The organism is Candidatus Clostridium radicumherbarum (assembly GCF_045310525.1).
GTDB classification, from domain to species: domain Bacteria; phylum Bacillota; class Clostridia; order Clostridiales; family Clostridiaceae; genus Clostridium_AT; species Clostridium_AT radicumherbarum.
In genome coordinates this window covers 30,780-51,971 of record NZ_JBJHZY010000006.1, presented here as the reverse complement: position 1 = coordinate 51,971, position 21,192 = coordinate 30,780, and the positions used below count along the sequence as shown (strand labels likewise).

General features: G+C 28.6%; 18 protein-coding genes. 4 read left to right on the top strand and 14 right to left on the bottom strand.

What is annotated here, in order from left to right:
- Positions 1–58: 58 nt before the first annotated feature.
- The 4 genes from ACJDUH_RS18775 to ACJDUH_RS18760 all read right to left on the bottom strand — a co-directional run bounded on the left by ACJDUH_RS18775 (position 59) and on the right by ACJDUH_RS18760 (position 6,920).
- A complete protein-coding gene (locus ACJDUH_RS18775; RefSeq protein WP_406766762.1) occupies positions 59–1,357 on the bottom strand; it encodes a hypothetical protein in 1,299 nt (432 codons plus the stop codon).
- A 299-nt stretch (positions 1,358–1,656) separates the two neighbouring features.
- A complete protein-coding gene (locus tag ACJDUH_RS18770; protein ID WP_406766761.1) occupies positions 1,657–4,635 on the bottom strand; it encodes an AAA family ATPase in 2,979 nt (992 codons plus the stop codon).
- Entirely contained in the window at positions 4,622–5,200 is a 579-nt protein-coding gene (locus tag ACJDUH_RS18765) for an ABC-three component system middle component 1 (protein ID WP_406766760.1), read from the bottom strand. Before ACJDUH_RS18765 ends, ACJDUH_RS18770 begins: the two co-directional genes overlap by 14 nt.
- Positions 5,190–6,920 (bottom strand): dsDNA nuclease domain-containing protein, encoded by a 1,731-nt coding sequence (locus tag ACJDUH_RS18760; protein WP_406766759.1) that lies wholly within the window; start codon positions 6,918–6,920, stop codon positions 5,190–5,192. The genes ACJDUH_RS18765 and ACJDUH_RS18760 overlap by 11 nt, the downstream gene beginning before the upstream one ends.
- Before the next feature lie 347 nt (positions 6,921–7,267).
- On the opposite strand from ACJDUH_RS18760, the gene ACJDUH_RS18755 reads away from it, so the two are divergent.
- A complete protein-coding gene (locus tag ACJDUH_RS18755) occupies positions 7,268–8,149 on the top strand; it encodes a tyrosine-type recombinase/integrase (RefSeq protein ID WP_406766758.1) in 882 nt (293 codons plus the stop codon).
- Positions 8,150–8,506: 357 nt separating this feature from the next.
- Here ACJDUH_RS18755 and ACJDUH_RS18750 read toward each other — a convergent pair whose 3' ends face one another.
- Both ACJDUH_RS18750 and ACJDUH_RS18745 read right to left on the bottom strand, forming a co-directional pair.
- Positions 8,507–9,073 (bottom strand): hypothetical protein, encoded by a 567-nt coding sequence (locus ACJDUH_RS18750; RefSeq protein WP_406766757.1) that lies wholly within the window; start codon positions 9,071–9,073, stop codon positions 8,507–8,509.
- 126 nt (positions 9,074–9,199) lie between these two features.
- Positions 9,200–9,952, bottom strand: coding sequence for a hypothetical protein (locus ACJDUH_RS18745; RefSeq protein ID WP_406766756.1), 753 nt, complete (start codon positions 9,950–9,952; stop codon positions 9,200–9,202).
- 265 nt (positions 9,953–10,217) lie between these two features.
- Between ACJDUH_RS18745 and ACJDUH_RS18740 the strand changes: the two genes are divergently transcribed.
- Positions 10,218–10,535 (top strand): helix-turn-helix domain-containing protein, encoded by a 318-nt coding sequence (locus tag ACJDUH_RS18740; RefSeq protein WP_406766755.1) that lies wholly within the window; start codon positions 10,218–10,220, stop codon positions 10,533–10,535.
- Positions 10,536–10,692: 157 nt separating this feature from the next.
- Here ACJDUH_RS18740 and ACJDUH_RS18735 read toward each other — a convergent pair whose 3' ends face one another.
- From ACJDUH_RS18735 to ACJDUH_RS18725, 3 genes are read right to left on the bottom strand one after another with little or no spacing between them, the layout of a single operon-like run.
- Positions 10,693–11,304 carry a hypothetical protein gene (locus ACJDUH_RS18735; protein ID WP_406766754.1) on the bottom strand — a complete coding sequence of 204 codons (612 nt, stop codon included), beginning with the start codon at positions 11,302–11,304 and terminating at the stop codon, positions 10,693–10,695.
- A 45-nt stretch (positions 11,305–11,349) separates the two neighbouring features.
- A complete protein-coding gene (locus tag ACJDUH_RS18730) occupies positions 11,350–11,538 on the bottom strand; it encodes a hypothetical protein (protein ID WP_406766753.1) in 189 nt (62 codons plus the stop codon).
- 9 nt (positions 11,539–11,547) lie between these two features.
- Positions 11,548–11,754 (bottom strand): hypothetical protein, encoded by a 207-nt coding sequence (locus ACJDUH_RS18725; protein ID WP_406766752.1) that lies wholly within the window; start codon positions 11,752–11,754, stop codon positions 11,548–11,550.
- A gap of 217 nt (positions 11,755–11,971) precedes the next feature.
- On the opposite strand from ACJDUH_RS18725, the gene ACJDUH_RS18720 reads away from it, so the two are divergent.
- Positions 11,972–12,277 carry a hypothetical protein gene (locus tag ACJDUH_RS18720; RefSeq protein ID WP_406766751.1) on the top strand — a complete coding sequence of 102 codons (306 nt, stop codon included), beginning with the start codon at positions 11,972–11,974 and terminating at the stop codon, positions 12,275–12,277.
- A 29-nt stretch (positions 12,278–12,306) separates the two neighbouring features.
- Here ACJDUH_RS18720 and ACJDUH_RS18715 read toward each other — a convergent pair whose 3' ends face one another.
- The 3 genes from ACJDUH_RS18715 to ACJDUH_RS18705 all read right to left on the bottom strand — a co-directional run bounded on the left by ACJDUH_RS18715 (position 12,307) and on the right by ACJDUH_RS18705 (position 15,766).
- On the bottom strand, positions 12,307–13,035 hold the full coding sequence (locus ACJDUH_RS18715) for a DUF1444 domain-containing protein (protein ID WP_406766750.1): 729 nt from the start codon (positions 13,033–13,035) through the stop codon (positions 12,307–12,309).
- A 173-nt stretch (positions 13,036–13,208) separates the two neighbouring features.
- Positions 13,209–13,955: a DUF1444 family protein gene (locus tag ACJDUH_RS18710; RefSeq protein WP_406766749.1), complete on the bottom strand. Its 747-nt coding sequence runs from the start codon at positions 13,953–13,955 to the stop codon at positions 13,209–13,211.
- 257 nt (positions 13,956–14,212) lie between these two features.
- A complete protein-coding gene (locus tag ACJDUH_RS18705) occupies positions 14,213–15,766 on the bottom strand; it encodes a toprim domain-containing protein (RefSeq protein ID WP_406766748.1) in 1,554 nt (517 codons plus the stop codon).
- 149 nt (positions 15,767–15,915) lie between these two features.
- Between ACJDUH_RS18705 and ACJDUH_RS18700 the strand changes: the two genes are divergently transcribed.
- Positions 15,916–16,740 carry a helix-turn-helix domain-containing protein gene (locus ACJDUH_RS18700; RefSeq protein ID WP_406766747.1) on the top strand — a complete coding sequence of 275 codons (825 nt, stop codon included), beginning with the start codon at positions 15,916–15,918 and terminating at the stop codon, positions 16,738–16,740.
- Between the two features lie 561 nt (positions 16,741–17,301).
- Here ACJDUH_RS18700 and ACJDUH_RS18695 read toward each other — a convergent pair.
- Together ACJDUH_RS18695 and ACJDUH_RS18690 are read right to left on the bottom strand one after the other, a co-directional pair.
- Entirely contained in the window at positions 17,302–18,015 is a 714-nt protein-coding gene (locus tag ACJDUH_RS18695) for a M48 family metallopeptidase (RefSeq protein ID WP_406766746.1), read from the bottom strand.
- A 12-nt stretch (positions 18,016–18,027) separates the two neighbouring features.
- Positions 18,028–21,183 (bottom strand): type I restriction endonuclease subunit R, encoded by a 3,156-nt coding sequence (locus ACJDUH_RS18690; protein WP_406766745.1) that lies wholly within the window; start codon positions 21,181–21,183, stop codon positions 18,028–18,030.
- Positions 21,184–21,192 lie beyond the last annotated feature (9 nt).

Below are 21,192 nucleotides of genomic sequence, written 5' to 3'. Positions count from 1 at the left end.
AAATTGAATTAATAGAATTTCAAGCATTTTTTAAGAACTTTATTTATTTCTTATATATTTATTCCTTGAATACTTTATCATGTATAATTACTCCCAAAATAAATAAAACAATTAATGGAAAAGTGATATATTTTGTTACTATTATTACCGATGTAGAAAACAAACTTGATGTAACTGTTACAATAATTATTAAGATTAGGATTGTTTTATTTATGTATTCGATTTTAACTTTATTAGTTGCTACTTTAAAATTCTTAATTGCATCCTTAATTGTTATACATAAAATTACAATAGATAATATGATAAAGAACATTCCTCTTGCCAATTCTTTATTACCTTTAAATATATAAATCCATAAACTTACTGCATTATTCATTATCAAATTCATAAAATCACTTACTTTTTTTTGATTAAAAAGCATATAAACTATTGGAATTTCAAGTAATGCAGTAAATATGATAGCCTTTATTACCTTGATCTTATTTCCATGTATCCATTGGTTTTTCATAATACCAAGCCCTTGCAACATTTCATTTTTCTCATTTTCAATAGCATATACATATTTTTTATAATTATATTCTTTTTTCAATATATCCATTATCTTATCTACATTATCTCCATATTTTTTAATTGATGACTCATATAGATTTCTTGCTTTATCAGCAATTGTTGTCATAGTTAAAGCAAAACTTAATATTGATATCAGCAAACTTAATATTTGATCTCTATTAAGATTACTGCTAAGATATATGCTATATTGATAAATATTTAAAACTATAAAACCTAAAAATATAATAAACCATATACCAAATTGTCTTAAATCTCTTTCAAGTTTTTCGGATTGAGATTCACTATAAAGTAAAAGGCTAATAAAAAATGTAATAATGAATATTATTCCTGATGTACTTAAATATTTATTAGTATCCATATCCAATGAAGAAAGCATTAAAATAGATACTATAAATAGAATTGTCGGCATAATTAATGTATATATAATAGATTGTCCCATTATCTTCACTGGTTTTACCATAAGAATCAAGAAATATAATTTTAAAAACCATCTTGAAAGTCTAAACTCCTCATTCTTATAGTTAGAAACTATTATCCAAAATAAAATTATAAAAATTAAAATAGGCATAACCATTAAGTTGAAAAAAGTTACATACCCTATACCAAAAATTGACCCTAAAGCCACTAATACCAAAATACCAAACAGGATCCCAAAGATAATTGAAAATATTAATGCATAAAGTATCTGAATAATATTTCTTTTAATATTTGAATTCTTTGTTTTTTCAGAAGGTATACTTTCAAAAAATGCTGTAAATACAATAAATATATCACCAAAATAATACATTTACAATTCTCCTATCGCTATATTTATCAGAGGAAGAAGAGCCTATTGCTTACTTCTCTAGATGGTATTACACGAATTAACTTGGACATTCTATCTGCATTTCATGTAATAATAGTTAGCCTAATATTTTTGTAGAACCACCATGAACCTCACATTGTTAATATACTTGTTTTGTGAACTATTCTAGTGGCTTTTCTCCTTATGTCTTTTGTACTTTTAATAGCCCGTTTTGTGATATGAATGGAGAAATCTATACTATAAAAACACATACAATAATTAAATTATAAAGTTTCTAAAACTTAACTTACTTCATAATCTACACCATCAACCCCATATGAATTCAATTGAATAAAGGATACCTCATCTTGGGACAATGATGCCTTATTCTGTATTAGTGAAGCGAATTCCGAACTATGTGTACTAATAATCACTTGCTTTTCTCCAAGCACTCCACTTAATGTATCAATAAACGAGAAAACATTTATATCGTCCATATTCTGGAAAGGATCATCAATAGCCATTAGTTCAAGTTCAGACCATTTTTGAGACAAATTCATTACCATAAAAATACAAACTGCTAATACATTTGTTTGTGCTGAACTTAATGTAAGACTTGCATTAATCTCCTTTGATAGTTCAGCATCTGTTAGTTCTAACAACCTATCTCTTATTCCACTTTCCACGCTTATTATTATGTACAAATTTCCATTTCTAGGTATTAAATATACATGCTTTGCAAAAGCATGGGGAGTGATTTGGAAAAATAATTTATCTATCACATTACTATATTTATTCATAAAAGAAGATATAAGATTACTTTGGATTTGCTTACTCTTATCTTTTACACTTTCTAAACCAGAGGTATCTGAATTATATTTTTGTATTTTATCTAAATATGTCTGATGAACTAGTTCAATTTTCTTCAACTCTTCATTTTTTAAGGCATATACTTGCTTTAATTCAATTAAATCATCCCTAGATAAATATTCTTCAACTTTTCTAAGTAGCCCCTGAATTTGCCCTTCTTTATTTTCTAATTTAGTTACCATATCCATATAATATGTTTCCCAATTTTCATAGTCATCTTTTGTACCAAGAAACATAGGAACAGTTTGTTTTACGTTGGATATTTCCTGCACATACTGAGATATCTTGCCACTAAACTCCTTTAAATTTGATTCATACTGCCTTTTTACTAGATTTAGTTTTTTTAATGATTGTCTTGCCAAAACCACATATTTCTCATATCTACCTATTTTATAATCTATAGCATCAGTATATTTATTTAAATATTTTTTATCGTTTCCTAATAATTCCTCTATTAAGTTAGTACGCTTATACTTATCAGTTTTTTGAGAAGTCAAATCGCTTATATCCTTCTGTATATCTCGTAGTTTTAATATAAATTCATAATGAACCTTATACTCTAGAATAAAAGTATTAAATTCGTTCTTTCTATTTACTAGTTCTTCTTTGCTAAGATCACTATATTCCTGAATGCTTTTTATTCTTAACTCTTCTATGTTAATTTCAAATTCGGTTTTTATTTTTTCTTTCGCACTAATCTCTGTTGTTAAATCTCGAATATTATTATTTATAACGGTAAGTGTTGCATTAACCTGACTTTTCATAGAAATATTTTCTAATCGTTCTTTATCTAATGCATCTAAACTTTTAGTTGATTCTTCTAACTGATTTTTTATGCTATTTATAAATGTTACATGAGATTTAAAATCTGTTCCGCATACTGGGCATATCTTCTCTTCTCTATCTTTTATCAAGTGCTGCTGAATATTGTAAACTAATTGTTTTTGACTATCTTCTTTGATTCCTTTTAACTGGCTTGTGATGTCTTTTATTTTTTTATCATAGTTAGACACCTCAAAGTTTAAAACTTCTCGTTCTTTCAATAGTTTATCCATATTTGCTGTTATGTTTTGTATCTCTCTTTTAGTTTGAGTTAGTATTTGCTCCTTATCATATAGTTGCATTGAATTATCTATGTCTATTGCTCTCTTACTATAATTTTCATAAGTTTCTTTAAATCTTTGTATATCTACAAATTTTTTATTAATTATAGTACAATACGAATTATTTAAAATATCACTTTCATTGAGTTTTAATAGATTAATCTGAACTTCAATTTCTTTAATTGCATTGAATACCTGAGTATATTCGCTTTTGTATTTCTTTATTTTATTCAAATCTTCAATCAGATTATTATATTTATCAACATTATTATTCCTTCTATTATATTTTCTATTGATTTTGCCAAAATTGTCTTCTAATGCCTTTTTAGATTCCTGAAGATGATTAATATCATAACTCAAAATAGGCTTAGCATTTAATAACTTTAGCCGTATATTCTTACAGTTTTCAATTTTACCTTCATTGCTATGTAATGCATCTATTAACCTTTGCTGCACATGTTCATTTATTTGATCTGACTTATCTATACCTAATTCTGTCCTTGTGTAATCTCCTTCCAATACATTTATGATACTTATAGCAATTTCCTTCTCTGAACCAGAACCAATATTTGAGAAATGTTTTTCCTGCTCTTCAATTTTGGTGCGAATTTGAAGTAATTCTTCTGATAGTTTAGTTTTATCTTTCAAAAGTTGCTTAATTTTTTCATTGTCTTTATCAATAATTATTTGGATATGCTTTCCTATGTTTTTTAGGTACTCTCTAAAATTATCACCATACTTTTCTACACCAAGTATAGTTTCCATTACTTCAAATCTCTCTTGTGGCTTTTTAATCAAAACAAAATCATTTAATTCATTCTGGGATAGTAATTGAGTAGCACTAAATAAATCCTTAAAATTTGATAAAACTTCTAAATTTTCATCTTTATTAGTACCTATTTTTTTTATTAGGATGCTTTGTATCTTTTTGTTACCTTCAGTCTCTCGGTATTTTACTCCATCAATTATTAAATAGGCTTCTTTCCTGCCACTAGTTGAGTTCTCTTTCATCACACGCTTTATTGTATGAAAGTTTCCTTCTTGATTGAAATCTAACTGTACCATAGTTTCTGCAACTGGCTTTTTATATTCACTATTATTTATGATGTAATAGAATTTACTTCTCTCGTTTGATCCTTTATATCTTTGTAACTCACCTGTGATACACCATTCTATTGCATCAAAAATAGTGCTTTTCCCATTACCATTTTGTCCATAAACTATAACCAATTTACTGCTATTAAAATCAAATTCATACTCACCACGAAAAATCCTAAAATTCTTCAAACAAAGTTTATTTATTTTCAATTACTTCTCCCTCCTTCCAAACAGAAACAATATGTTTCGCCCAAGTATCTTCACTTATTTCAAAGTAAGAACCTATGGCTTGTCTCACTTCTAATGAAATATCATCCAGGTTATTTAATTCTTGCTTAAAACTTTTTTCATAGTTAAATAAATCTTCACTTTCAACAGTATCCTTATTTAAAAAAGGAATTCTGTACAAATCAGACTCATCTCTAAATACATATTTCTTGCATACTTCGGCATTCTTCTCAATTCTATTTATTTTCATAGATAATTTTCCTAGATTTTTTTCTTCTATATCTAATGCCATAAATAAATATAAATTGTTTCTATATCTGACTGGGATATGGTTTAGTAACATAAACATTCTTGGTTGTTCATTCTCTATCCAACAGTCAAATTGGGACTCTGATATGTAGTGCTTTGTTACAACCACTCTATTACTATCTAACCATATATCCATTCCTGCTTCTGCAAACTGATGGAATAAAACTCCAGTATATAGTTCCTTGTAAATAATAAATTCTTTACTTCTAAGAAATCTCCTTAAAACCTCAATCTCCATTTTGTCCCCCCATCTCATTATTTGCAATAAGGTTTTGCCATCCCTCTAAAATATAAGGTTCTTCTAGAAATTCTAGCACCTCTTCCCTATCCGAAACTAATTTTAAAGCATCTTTAAATTGTTGTACCTTTTTATACCTGTAAAATTTAACTTTAACATGCTTGTGGGTTATCTTAATCTTTTCTTTCTCCTTTACAATCGGACTAAAGCCTGGAAAAAATAAACCCAAAGTCGATTCATCCTGATCATCTTTATCATTTGTGAGAAAACAAAATATTTCGTCCCTAATACTGCGAGTAAATGGACAATCATCAATTTTATCAATTACCCTTCGTGTACACATACTAAATGTCTCATTATTTTTGCCATTATAAATTGTAAATAATCGCTTATCATTTGAAGAATCTTTACCCTGCTTAATAAAAAACTTTGAATTTTTATCTCCAACGATTGATCTATCATTATAAAAAGCCATGTAGAATATAATATTTTTTAGTGAAGAAATAAGAAAGCCCTTTGTATCAGGGTCATTCAAATCTGTACTAATACACCTACTATTCTCAAGCAAAAATACCCTATTAAGGAATCTTTCATATATAAATTCATCGGTATTTTCTAGTAATTCTAGATTTTCTTTTAGCCAAAGTAATGTCTCACTAAACTTATGTCTAAATGACCCTTTCCATTGTTGATTTATACTATTTTGAATTGATATTATGCACTCTTCAAAATGGTGTTTTATTAAACCACTTTGCATTCTGTTATAGATCTCAAGTGAGGCTTCCTGTTTATACTTATCAATTAAATCAATTACTTCATCTCTATAAAAAATAAACTTTTTTCTTTCTTCTGCTTCTTGAACATTATCATTTGACGTTCTCTTCAATACTGTAGTTAATAATTTATCAAGTATTCTTCTAGCAATTTCATGGTCATCGCAATTTGTGATGTTTATTAACCTTTCTCTAATTTTTATCCATAAATATTCACTTCTCCCGCAGTGATTAATAGAAAATCTATCAAGACACCAAGATGGATCCTTATCAACAAAATCATTAAAATTAAGAATGTCATTATTCTTATCTTTAATACTTTTGCTTAAATCTTCCGCTATCTTATCATCCTCATGTTTAGCCTTATCTTTATCACTGTAAGGGGCTAGTATCTTATTACTGTCATACCCCATATTTGTTGCTAGAACAAAGTGTACGTTCATACTTTCAGTTACATCTTCCTGATAACCAGCGTAATTCACTTTCTCATTTATCTTATTTAAGTTTCTGAAAAGTTTATCTAACCAACTATTTATACCCTTATCCCTATTATACAAAGTAGACGGCGTTAAATTATGTGGAGCATCATCTTCTTTTTCAGTTTTAACTTGAATAAACATAATATCCTTACATCCAATTAAGGTTATATCATCTCCAAGTTCATATATGAGGCATTTCCATTTATCTGGTTTTGATATCATTTCTAAAATATAATATAAAGCAACATAGTATTGATATACAAAACCTCTAACAGCAATAATTCCACCTAAATCCTCTGGTTTCATTTTGCCATTTAAAAACCCATGAATTATGATATCAAATTCCTCTGCTGCTTTTTCTTTGTCCTCTTCAGCGACATTATCATCTATATATTCTTGTAAGTTTTCTGTAATGACTTTATTTAACTGTTCTGAAGTCTCTATTTCCACAGAAGAGTTTTCTGACATATACATATCTCCTTTCATGCTTACATTATTATTTTTCAAACATAAAATTCATCTATTACAATTTTACTAACTTATGTACCTTTTTACATTATATAACTTTTAACTCAATAATTCTACAAAACCTTGATAACAAAGAAACGTTTGTTTCCCAATTATAAAATTTGGATTTTTGATCAATCAACATTATTAAGTCATATTTTAATAGTTAAGGTATAAAAAATTAGAAACAAAACCTTTTCAACCTTTTTTAGTCCTTACTTTACTCCACCCATGCACTCTAAAATAAACTTGAACTATCACTTGAACATTTAATAAACTTCTTACAAAATTAGAAAGGAGTTTTATGAATGGATAAAAAGGATTATTATATTTCTGATTTTATTGACTTCTTAAAAGAAAATGATAAGGCTGGAGGAACTATCAAAACTTATACAGATAACTTATATTTATTTATAAAATATTATTGTGAAACTTATGGAGAAGTATTTTCTCCTGAAAGAGTTATCTCAATTGATTTGCAAGATTGGAGAACTCTTCAAATCAATCATGGTCTGAAAGGAAATACCATCAATAATAGAATTATAGCAGTAAAGGAATACTTTACTTTTTTAGAGTTAAGTGGAGTCTGTAAAAATCCAGCAAAGGCAATAAAGAAAATTAAAGTAAACAATACTTCTCCAATAGAACGGACTTTTACCAATAAACAATTTAAGGCAATAAAAAGAGCCATATATCGAGGTGGCAATCCCTTAGATATACTCCTGTTGGAACTTTTCTCTAAAAGTGGATTACGTATATCAGAAGCAATTAATCTCAAGTTAGATGATATATCTATCGGTGAAAGATCTGGAACACTTAGAATTCTTGGAAAAGAAATGAAGGAAAGATATATACCATTGAATGTAGATATAAGAAAAACAATAAATGATTACCTACCTGTACGAAATAAAAAATTCAAGGATTCTCCATTTTTACTAGTGAGCGAAAGGGGTATGAAGTTCACACGGTCAGGTCTATATAAAAGATTTTTAAAGTATCAAAATATTACTGGTATGCAAATACATCCTAACATGTTTAGGAGCCTGTTTGCCACCCATATAGTTAAGTATAACCCCCTAAATTATGCCATGCAATTATTAGGTCACAGTAGCATATCTACGACCCAAACATATCTATCTCCTGAAAATGAGGATCTAGAAAATGCTATAAAAACCCTAGATGATTTATAAAAATAAACTTGACTCGTAAATTTAAGATTTATTATTATAAGTTATAACTTTTTAAGCAGGTATTAAATTTTTTTGTACTGTAGGATTAATACCTCCAGATTAAAACTAAGTATAAATAACTTTTAGGATATATATTATGTATTACGACAGAAATACCTGCTAGTTAATATCTTCTTATTTATGTGGACAGCCTTTTGGTTTCCACATAATTTTTTATCCTTATTTTGAATTAACTTATATTCCATATACTACTTATATACAGAATTATTCTAGAACTTACTAAGTAAGTTGATTAAATAATGTTAGAAATGATAAACAGCAGCCATTTCGCTACTGTTTATTATTACATTATTCTTTTTATTTAACTACTACATCACTAATAACAGACCATGCACCATCCTTAAATTCGACTCGCATGTCTCTCTTTTCTAATACATTGTTTTTACTATCAACTACAGGAACATGATATATTATAACAGTATCACTGATTTTAGTTATATTATTATCTATTGCTGGATCAATTGTAGGCCAATTTTTATTTATATCATATTTTCCGCAATCATTAATATACACGAGTAATGTATCAGTAGGATGTAATTTTGCAAACTCTGTGGTAATTCCACCATTGGCAGTTCTATTAACAGTTTTTTCTTCTTTTAATGACTTGTCCAATGTAGGAGTAGTTCCTGGAGCAGCCTCTTTTAAATTACTACCTGAAGATTCAGTATTAGTTGAAGATGTTTGTGTAGTAGAATTATCATTTTCATTTTTATTATCTTGTGAAGTGGTATCCTTTTGAGTTTGTTGAGTAGTAGTTGTAATCTGAGCAGTATCTTTCTTTGTATCTACATTTCTACTTCCACATCCCGCCAAAAGTGATATTGTTACTATAACACTAAATACTAATAAACCTGTCCTTTTCATATGCATATCTCCTTTATCCTATGTTTTTTTCTTTAATACATATTATATAATTATTATTAAATATTCTTTATTCGTTTGGGCGACTGTAATATAATAAAAAATTAACTTTACAAATAATTTTTAACATTAATTTGTTACAGCAGTTTTTTGCAGAAAAGGTATCCCTATCATAACAATTCTATTTTGTTTAATTGAAGAATCATAATAAACATAAGCGTTTGAATACATATCTCCTGTAAATAATCCGTTATCTCTAATTTCTTTTAAAATAGTAGTTACATCATTTGATGCAGTTGAATAAATATTAATGGTAGGAGTTAGAATTGTATAGGTTATATTACCTTCTGTCCAAGGTTGAATATCTTTCAATTCCGCCACTGCCTGTGTTTTACTTAAATTACCCTTCGCTACATCTAAAATTATGGCGTTAAATGTAGAAGATTTAGAACCAGTATACATACTTGGTTCTAAACCAAAGTATTTAGACCTAAACGCATCATTTATTTCTGCTATTCCTGATGGTTTTTGTACCATTGGAGCAGAAGTAGGTGTTGTTGTTGAGGGCTTTGTAACAGGTTTAGTTATATTTGAAGTTGTGGTAGTTGAGGTAGTAGTCTTACTTGTAGTTGATGCAGCGGGTTGAGTAGTTTCAGTTTTTTGCTCAGTTGCAGCATTATCAGTTTTTACTTCCTCTTTAACTAGAGGTTTAGCATCTTCTTTTTTTTCATCTACTTTTGTTTCACCAATTGGCTTTCGTTCAACATTAGTTGCTACCTTAGTATCCGTATTAGTAGTCTCAGTAGTTGTTTTTTTGCAGCCAGTAAAAACTAGCGATACTGTAATAGCAGAAATAATTAATAACAAAAATCTCTTCTTCATTTTTTCACCCCTAAAGTTACTTTACGATTTACAATTTTTAATCTACATTTTATGCTCTACAATGTGCACTATATCAATCCTTTTGCACAAATTTATATTTATCCTATATGTTTGGAGTTTTCTATTGTTATTTGATCTAAGTAAATTTTTCTTATTTTACCACTTACCAATAATTTTACATTATTATAACTAATAATACAATCTGTACTTTTACTTTATGTATTTTTTTATATAAGTTTGTTAGATTTTAGAATAGGGTGATGGTATGGATTATAGAAAATTAGGTAAAAGAATTAAAGAAGAAAGACTTAAGAAAAATTTAACACAGGAGCAATTAGCGGAGATTGTTAATGTATCTAGTGTTTATGTTAGCCATATAGAAAATGCATCAACTAAGCCAAGTCTAGAAACTTTGGTAAATTTAAGCAATGCCTTGGATGTTACTCCAGACTTTTTACTATTTGATTCATTACATAAATCAAGTGAATATATTAAAGATGAAATATCAGCACTATTACAATCTTGTAATACTGAGAACTTAAGACTAATTACTCGGTTAATTAAAGCAGTAATTGAGGATTAATAAAGACTTGAAGTGATGATTACGAATTAAAGATAATAAAATTCATATAAAAAGAGACAACCTATTATGTTACCGATAGAATGGTAGAAAAAATATTTAGTAATTAATATGACAATGTTATTTTACCCCCTAAATTTAGGGGGTTCTTTGTTTATATCTAATATAGAATAAAATTTGGTACTTTTAGATATACTAGATTATATAAATCATCCCTACTAGATATTATTGCTTTGATATAGCATACTTTGTCCTCTACAGCAACAATATAATATACATCCCTATTGCTATTTGCTGCATAAATAACATTATTTTCATCAAAAATATTTTCTATGTAATCCAATGATAAAAATAAAAACTTCCTACCAAGATACTCTGTCTCATATAGTTTAAAAACCTTATCCTTGAACAAATTAATTAATTCTTTTTTTCCAAGCCTTAATTCTATGCCATTTATATATCCATTTTCTTTATCGTTTAGGTATTCTTCTTCAAATTCAACATCCAAATCTTCTAAATAAGTTTTCTCACGCAAAGATAAGTGCATTAGTTTATCTTGTATCTTTTTATCCCCAAAAATATATGGTATTTCAGGTTTATCGCCTTCTAGATAAGATTTAATATTGCAACTCTCCATCCATACAGGGTTGATCTCTTTTGGTTGTTGTAGATATATATATGACATGCGGACTTTGGGATCACACGTTACAATCATACTTTTAACCTCCTCCATTTTTTGTTTTTTTGCTAGAATATATTTATCCCTAAACATTTAGTCCTTAAAAGAAATAGTAGATACAATTACTGTACCTACTACTTATACCGCTAGAAACCAGAAATCTTCTATAGTTATCTTTTTGCTATCTACTTTGGTATCACAATTTAAAAATACTTCTTCTCCTAAATTATTATTCAAATTGTATTCTGCTAATTCTTTTATAAAATCGGAGTAGTTATCTTCTAATATATATACTCCAATTTGATTCTCTTCACGATTCTGTTGCATAATCTTCCACTATCCTAGAGAAACTGAATTCTCTTCTTTTTCCTTCCATATCCTTATATCCGCAAATAAGATATGTGTCATTGCTAAAGTCATTGGTATACCCCATACCTTTTCCAATCCCTGGATGTGCATCTTTAAACCAAACTTTATAAACATAATTGCAACAAACATGCTAACTAAACTTGCTGTTATAATTCTAATTAATTTATTTTTCATTTTCTATCTCTCCTTCATCAATTGTTTATTTATTTAAATTACTTATTTCTTTGCTTATGAATCTATTATATACCTGATTATATCACCTGTAAGTATAATTTTACTATTATTATAATATTTAACAAACAGGAAACAAAACCTTCAAATTAATTAATATGAAAATTTGAATTGTAGATTCTTTCTATATAAAATACAAAAAACAATGGAGGTGATTTCTATGATTGAGACAATAGATATGTCAATACTACGATTAGAGATAAATGATTTACTTTACATTATTACTTACTACTTAGGGAGGGATACTGCAAAAATAGCACAAGAGTGCTTAGAATATTTATGCCTTGTCTACCTATTTCCTATTCTTTACAAATCAAATGACCTTGTATGTATTAATTCTCTTGATCTAATAATAAAGAAAATTGAAACTTTAGAATGTAACTGCGATTTTAATTATAATTTTACAAATGATGGATCTGAAATTATAAAACTTATTAGTATTTTAAAATTAGATCTACGGGCATAAAAAATCTCTACCTTCTGGTAGAGATTTTTCTAATCAGCATACTCCCATTCGTTTCCACTCACTCTATATACGTGAGAACTTACTCTATTCATATCGTCATCAGACTCTATAAGTTTTTTCATAATCATAATATTTTGCTTTTCATTTGACCCAATTAAAATACCTGTAGTAGACGGTATTGCAAGAAGGAACTTATTTCCAACCTTATTCATAATCTGCTGTCTAAAGTCAAAATTAAATAAAAGACTCGAGCAACAGTCATTATTAAATTTAGCAGAAAAAATCTTACAATCATCATGTAATTGGCATAATTCATTATTAAGATTATTAATATTTGCCAAAGCGGCCTTAAATGCCCTTGATTCATCAATATTATTTTCTTTTCTACAGAATTCAAACATTTTTATTTTATCTTCTGCTAGTATTATTTCAAGGTCTAGAGCAAGTTTTCTCTTCACCAACTCGATGGGACAATCTTCACTAAATTCTTTGCTTTTTATTATTGGATAAATATAATTGTAATTTACACTTTCCCTATTCTCAATAAAATGATTAGTTATTAATTTTAGCAACTTATTAAGAGAAATTCTATACCCATTATCATCTAGATAATCTTTATAAACTTCATTTAATCCTACTGTAAACTCCTGACTTCCATTGTCTATTATCATTAATTCCTTAATAATATAACTATCTGGATAACGCTTTTTTATATCCCAAAATATCTTTTTCTTAAACTTTTCTAATATTAATTTCATTTTGTATTTCTTCTTTCTTATTAGTTTGTTTTATCTTTTATGCTTGTACCATAACATATTTTTCTTAAAATTAAGATCATTAGAAAAAAAGTTTATGGAAATTTATCGACTCCATAAACCTTAAATTAAATAATAAATAGTAATAATCTTAAATAAAGATTAACCAGGGCAATTTATGAATCTACAAAATGATAACTACCATCTGCCGAGTGTATCATTACTTTATCAGAAATGATATTAGGATCTTGATTTTCTTTAACTAAAGCCTTTACCACATCAATATTGTAATCACTTTGAGGTGCCACAAATAAAACTGACGATGCTGGAATTGCAAAAATATAACTTGGCCCTATTTTCTTTTGTATCTGCCGCTGCATATTTTTATTTAATATCAAACTGGAAGCATAGTCACTTGAATACTTTGTTGTATATACATCTATTCTATTATCCATTTTTACAAGTACATCTGTAAGTTTATTTATATTTATCATAGCAGCGTCATAGGCTTGATTATAATTTACCCCCTTGTCATTCATCAAAACATATCTAAATAACTCTCCCATATCTGAGGCTAACATTAAATGTATATCTAAGAACAACTGCTCCCTAAAGAATTCGCATTCTTCATTAATGCCAAAAGTTTTATGCCTTAAAAGTGGGTAAACTGTATCATAATCAATCTTAAAATTATGCTGTTCAATAATTTCCCTAATTACTTTTAGGTATTCTGAGAATATTTCATTATAATCCCTATTTCCTATAGAGTATTCGCTGTATATCTGGCTTATTGGTAGACTTAAATCTACATTTCCATCAGATATTTTTATTAAGTCATTACTGATACGACTATCAGGGTATATCCTAATAATGTCATTAAGCAATTTAATCATTAGTCTTTCTTTATTTAGTCCATGCTTCACTTTCTACCTTCTTTCTATTAAATTATTAAAATTGTTACCTTATCCCATACTACATTCCCCTCCTTAAATATTTGGTACATTATAGTTATTCTTTCTACTTAAATTCAAATAAAAAAAGGTACTATCTCAATTAAGAGCAGTACCAATTGTATCTGTACTTATTAAATTATAGGTAGTATTATTTCAAGGTATCGTTTATTATATTAATAGTTATTTTATATCAATAAGCTGTATAATAATGTATCATGTACCTTTAATTAAATTTCTTCTAATATAGTGCATTCATTTGAGTCCACATTCTCTAAAACTATTTTTTTCTTATTATATTTTATTGGAATTAACTCTGCTTCGCTATATGCATCCTTTACCTGCTGATAGCATGAATCTGCTGCATCATTACCATTTTTAAGCACCATCTTATATAATTGAGTAAATCCCAACTCCTGCAAATGCTTAATATTTGTTTCCATACCTTGCCGTCCTGCATTATCATTATCTATAAAAAGATATATCTCAACTTTGTCTCTTATGTCTTTATAATGCTTATATAACTGGTATAGTTGACCTAATCCTAATTCCTTACCCATCATACCTACCGTCTGCCTAAATCCATATTCATCAGCCATAGATACAACATCTAATGTACCTTCGCAAATAAATATCTTATCCTTTTCCATTTTGGATACCTTATCAAAATTATAAAGAGTAAAGGATTTTTTAAACCCTTTGGTAAATATATATTTCTTATATTCATATTTTTTCTTTACAACATCTAACTGCTTATCATATGGTAAGTCTTTGCTAATTCTACTCTTTTCTATTATCTTATCGTAAAACTCTTGTTCACTTTCTACTGACCTTCCTATTACACCAACACATCTGCCATCCATATCTCTTATTGTAAAACATACTCTATTTTTAAAATTATTTGTACATTTCCTACCAGCAAACCCAATTTTAAATATATCAGCATCTTGTAAGTCATACCCCCTATGAAAGAAGTAAGGATGCATTACTCCATTAGCAAAACCAAAAGGTTCTAAATCAACTTCATCTAGACAACAACATTGTATTTTTATTTCATCTTCAGTTTTAGGTTTGAAATCTTTTATAACAACTTCATCTGAACTTATATCTGTACTTATGCCTAATAAAGCAGCCAGTTTTTTAACTGCCTCTGGATATGTTAAATTATATTGCTCTTGTACAAATGTAATAATATTTTTATCATTATCACATTTTTCACATCCAATATAATAAGTTTGTCCCTCTCTCTTCTTTAGATAAGAAGGCCACCTTCCCTTTTTGTTGTACCCACAGTACGGGCATTCAGTAAACCCTTTATTTTCTTTGTAATCGAATCCCATCATGTTCAATGCAAGGATTATTTCTCTCGAACTTCTATCATTTATTTCTTCAATCAGTTTAGCAACCTTTTTATAAGCATTCTGCTGAAAGTCATTGTAGCCTAAATCCTTAGATGCTCTATTATTACTCAAATATTGATTTATAATCAACTTTACTTCTTCCCCCGCATTTTTTAATAAGTATTCTTCTATATAGCACCTGTCTGCCTTATATATATCTTCTAATGTTCTGCCATTATACTTTCCAAAAGTAATAATATAATCTTTTGCATATATACTCATACATTCTTCTATCTCTTCTTTTACTAATGGGTAAGATGTTCTCTGTAGTTGGTTATATAAATATTTCAATCCGCTGTAACCGCTATAAAGACACCTGTTATTCAAAACTTCACCCATTTCAATTCCTTTTACAATACCAAAACTGAACTTCTTATTTTCCATATAAATCACTCCTTAAATTTGAATTTTGAGTGCATTATATGAACTTTAAAATTAACTTCAAGTTTTGATATAAAGTTTTTTTGATAAAAAGTTGATTTTCTCCTTTTTATTGTTTAAAAGGTTTAAAACGCTAAAAAGGAGTGTAATTAATGGATAATAAAGTTACTCAATTAAGAGATCGTTGCATTAATATAAATTTAAGGAACTTTTTAGAGACTGGATCGGAGCAGAGTCTGGAAACATTACACATGCTGATAAAAGGTGAATTTATGAAAGTCCTTAATTGGCCCTTTTACCTTTTGCCGAAGAAGATTAGAAATCAGAGAATTAGCAAATTAGCATCTACTGAAGAAGATCTGAATAAGCGGTTAAATAAAGATAATAACTATAATGAATATAAGTTTCACATAATTAATTATATATTTTTTGATATATATAAGAAATCATTCCTGGATGAAGTATGCTCCATAGATTATTATGATGGTAGGATTAAAAAATACTCTTTCATTAATCCTTTATGGGAAGTATTAAATTCTATAAATATTAATAAAATGAATGATACTGTTAAAAAATGTAATCTTTTATTTAAAGATTATTTAATCTTAAAATTCTCTGATTACTATTGGAATTATCTGATTGGTAAATTAAGACATGATTATATTAATTATTTAAACCTATCAATTAGTATGAATGAGTTGGAGTGTAAGACCTCAGAGAATGGTGATACTTACTACCTTGACATATTTCAGTCTAAGAATAATTTATTTATAGAATTAAAAAGTTACATTGCTGATGAAGAAACCTTTAATAAATTTTTAAATAATCATTTTAGTAAGAAAGAAATTACAGTCATAAATTTACTAATTAAAGGCTATACCTCAAAAGATGTTTCTAAAATTCTCCATGTATCTGATAGTACAGTTAGGAATCAAAAGGCTTCAATCAAGAAAAAACTAAAATCTTTAGAACAATAAACTTTTAGTTATTATTTATATAGTTCTTTAAATCCTGTTGCGAAACAGGATTTTATTTTTATTTAATTATATTTTAAATAATTGGCTGTTTGTCCTGCAACTAATATTTGCACTATACTACAAGTATGCAACTTTGAATAAGTATCAATATTATATGTTTTTGGGTTATTTACTCTTTTATTTTAGACACATAACAATTAATCCTCGCTTCTAGCAATGTTACAACTAACAATTTATTTATACCGCTTATTGCAATCTTACAACTAAATGTATCAATAATAATAATGAAATAATTCGTACAGTGTAATAACTATGCTAATCAAGTATTTTAAAATTTAATTACTATACCAAGTTTTATATATTACAATAAGTATAGCAGGATACTTTTTAAGAAAACGTCTATAAAAATAAAAAATATTTATTTTATACGGAATTCTCATTAAAAAATAAGGTGGCATAAAACCACCTTATTTTTTATATAGTCTACACAAGCATTCATTAAATCTTTTATAAATAAAATACTTTTATCTATTCATATAATTTATGCTTAATAATTTTACTTTATATGTCAAGTTTAATCCCATTATCCCTAAGCCACAGTTTTCTGCCTTCATAGTCGGGCAATACGCCATTTACCATACTCCAAAATTCCTTGGAATGGTCTTTATGATACATATGACACATCTCGTGAACGATAATATAATCAATAATATTAGACGGAGCCATTATACATCTCCAATTAAATAGAAGTTCATCTTTGGAAGTACAACTTGCCCAACGTTTCTTCTGTTCCTTAACCTTAACGGCACTTGGCTTCCTATCAAAATAATGGCTGTAATAATTTATTCTTTCATTTATCTTTATAAGGGCCTTTTTCCTATACCATTCTTCTAGTGCTGATTTTATCTTCTCTTCATCTTCGGTATATGTCGTCACTATAAACTTTCCTCTAAACAGTCTTACTGTAATTTCCTCAGTTCTTGTACGTACATTTATTTGCAAGGTATAGTTTCTTCCTAAATAAAGATATGACTCCCCGCTTATAGCCTCTCTGTTAATTTTATTAACATTTATATTTCTAACTTCATACTGTTTTTGCACTATCCAGGAGGCTCTACTCTTAACTTTATTAATTATCTTCTCTTCCGAGACGCTAATAGGTGCTATTACATTTACTTCTCCTGACGGTTCCACTTCTATTGCTAAAGTTTTTCGGTTACTATATTCCAAATTAAAATCTATATTTCTTGTTCCGAATACAAATCCAAGTCTCATATTGTATCACCTTTAATCTAGGTTTGCATAATGTATCTTAGCCAACTTTATTATACTTTCTTTCAACTGTCTAATTTTACTTATAGCCTCTGATCCAAATACTTCTCTAAGTTTTGCAGATTTTGATATTAAAAACATATAAATCTTTTGTTCTATCTGACCAGATTTACTTTGATTATTAGTCCAATCTACTAGGTAATTCTCTCTTATTAATTTATCCAAGCCCTTAGATAGTTCCTTGGAAAACTCTACTACATCATCACCTATGTATTCAACATTGTCCTCTTTTATTGTATTAGCAGCAACTTCATCCTGCTGTTTTAAAACTTCTCTTAAAGTTTCAAAGAAAGCAAATTCCCTTTTGCTTAATCCTAGTTCATTTGCTTTGTCTTGTTCACCTTTTTCCATTTCCTTATTAATAAAATCTTTAAGTCTTGCCTTTTTCTCTATCCAATCATTTTTAGTTTCTTCTAGAATTTGCTGAAGTTTCTCAAACAGACTTAAATAGAAAACAGGGTTTTCATCCATCTTTAAGTTAATAACATTCTTTATAGCATGTTCCATAGAAGAAGCCACTGCTTCGTCACTAGCCTGATTTTCAATCTTGGTTTGGAAGTCGTCCTCAAATAGCGTTATAGGCTCAATCCACTGAATTACTCCTGCTGATGTTAGGTGTTCAGAAATTAACGCCTTAATCTTTTCCCCGCAGTCAGCAATATCTAACTTCTTTTCTGGATTAAATCTTACCTTTGCAGCCGCCCTTATATAAGATAGCCACTTTACATCATTTATTATATCTGCAGATATATGTCCTGGCATTAATGCTTCCACTGATCCAGCAAACCTTTTATAAGCGACTTCAAATTCTGCTCTCTTATCCTCTGGCTCTATTACTTTAACTAAGGCATTTATATTGTTATGGTCTACACCAGTAAATAATCTCATTATGTTTTCTCTATAAGATAACATTTCATCATATAAAGAACCCATGGACTCCATTGGCTTACCTAATTCGTCTTTATCAAATATTGCTAATGCTTCCTCTAGAAAATCTAACACTCCATAATAATCAACTACGTAACCACACCTCTTATTATCTCCACTAGTTCTATTTACTCTTGCAATAGCCTGTAATAAAGTATGCTCCTTTAATGGTCTATCTAAATACATCACCTGCTCTATAGGTGCATCAAAACCTGTTAATAGCATGTCCTTAACTATTAAAAAGCATAATTTACTTTCAGATGTTTTCTTTTTAAAACTTTTTAGTATCTCCTTCTGCTCTTCCTTTGATGTATGATGTTCTCTTAAAGAAGGTTCATCATTATTGCTTCCAGAGAAAATAATCTTACACTCTAACTCTTCTCCCATTATATCCTTCATATGTTTCTTTAAAGCATTATAATACTTCACACAAGCCTCTCTAGATACACAAACAACTTGAGCCTTAAAACCATTAGGATAAATATATTCTTTATAGTGGGTCAGCATATCCTTTGCTACTTCTTCTATCCTGCTTTCTGCTTCTACCACAGTTCTCTTATTAGCATATTTTTGCTTGATAGCCTCTTTCTCTTCATCTGATTTATCCTCGAATGCCTGGTCAAATAATTCCTGTAATGAATCTCCTTTTATATGCAGGTCTGGCCTTCTACCTTCGTACACTATTTTTACAGTAGCACCATCATCTACTGCCATTTTTATAGAATACTTATCTATATAAGAACCAAAAGTTCTAGGTGTAGATTTATCTTCTTTATCTATTGGCGTTCCTGTAAATCCTATAAAAGCAGCATTAGGAAGTGCTGTTCTTAAATTTGCAGCAGTACCTTTATACTGGCTTCTATGAGCCTCGTCTGTCATAACAATAATGTTTGTCTTAGTTGACAGAACTTCATATTCCTTCTCAAAAAATAACTTTTCCTTTTGATTAGGATCATAAAGACTGCTTTCTTCTTTATCACTCTGAAACTTTTGAATAGTTGTAGTAATTATCCGTGCATTAGAATTTCTAAGAAGCCTTTTCATTTCACTAATACTTTCTGCTCTAACAGGAGTTCCGTTTGTAATTGTATTAGCGAAAGTCTGAAAGATTTGTTCATCTAAGTCTGTTCTATCTGTTACCACTACTATAGTAGCATCCGAAAGTTTCTTATGGTTTCTAATCTTTTTTGCTAAGAACACCATAGTAAGTGACTTTCCAGAACCTTGAGTATGCCACACCACCCCCCCTCTGCTTAAAGGAGTTTTTCCGTGTTCTAACCTCTTTATAGACTTTTGAACCGCTCTAAACTGCTGATATCTGCATACTTTTTTTATCTTCTTAGAATTTTCTTTATCTACATCATAAACTATAAAGTTTTGCATGATATCAAGAAGATTTTCCTTTTTGAATACACCTTGTAAAAGTATATTTTGTGGGCTATCCTTCACTTCAAGAACATCCTTATTTTCAACAGGATAAGCATCTTTCCATTCTATATAGTGCTTGTAACCTGAACTTATAGTACCTATAAAAGCAGTATACTTGTTCAAAATTGCTGTAATAAAGTTAGAGTAGAATAGTCTTTCTGCTCCTTCAATAAAGTTAGCATCTCTTCCATTCATATACCTTCTAAGTTGCTTAAAGGCATCATACTTGCCTGCATTTTCGTTTGAGTTAGTTTCTTTAAACGGAGATTTGCACTCTAAAACTGCTATAGGCATGCCATTTACGAAAACTACAATATCTGGTCTAATTGTTTCTTGTGGCCCTTTTACAACAAATTGCCTAGTTACTAAAAACTCATTGTTTTCTATATTATCAAAGTCAATTAACCTAACTGTAGGAGTTTCTTTTTTTCCATCTATAACTTGATCCACAGTTAATTGTAAATGAACAATATAATCATATATCTTCTCATTAATCTCTAAAAGTCCTACTTCTAAAGACTCTGCTCTACTAAACTTTCTAATAACCTTATCAGCATTTTCATCCGATATCCAAGGATTTAACTTCTTTAGAGATGACCTCATTCTTTTAGTTAATATAACTTCACTAAGTGTATCACGTTCCCCGCATTCTGATGTTAATTTATCGCCTTCAAGAAAATCATATCCAAGTTTATCTTTTAAATATTCTATCGCTGGTATTTCTACTAGCGTTTCTTCATTACCTAGATAATTCACTTTTCCACC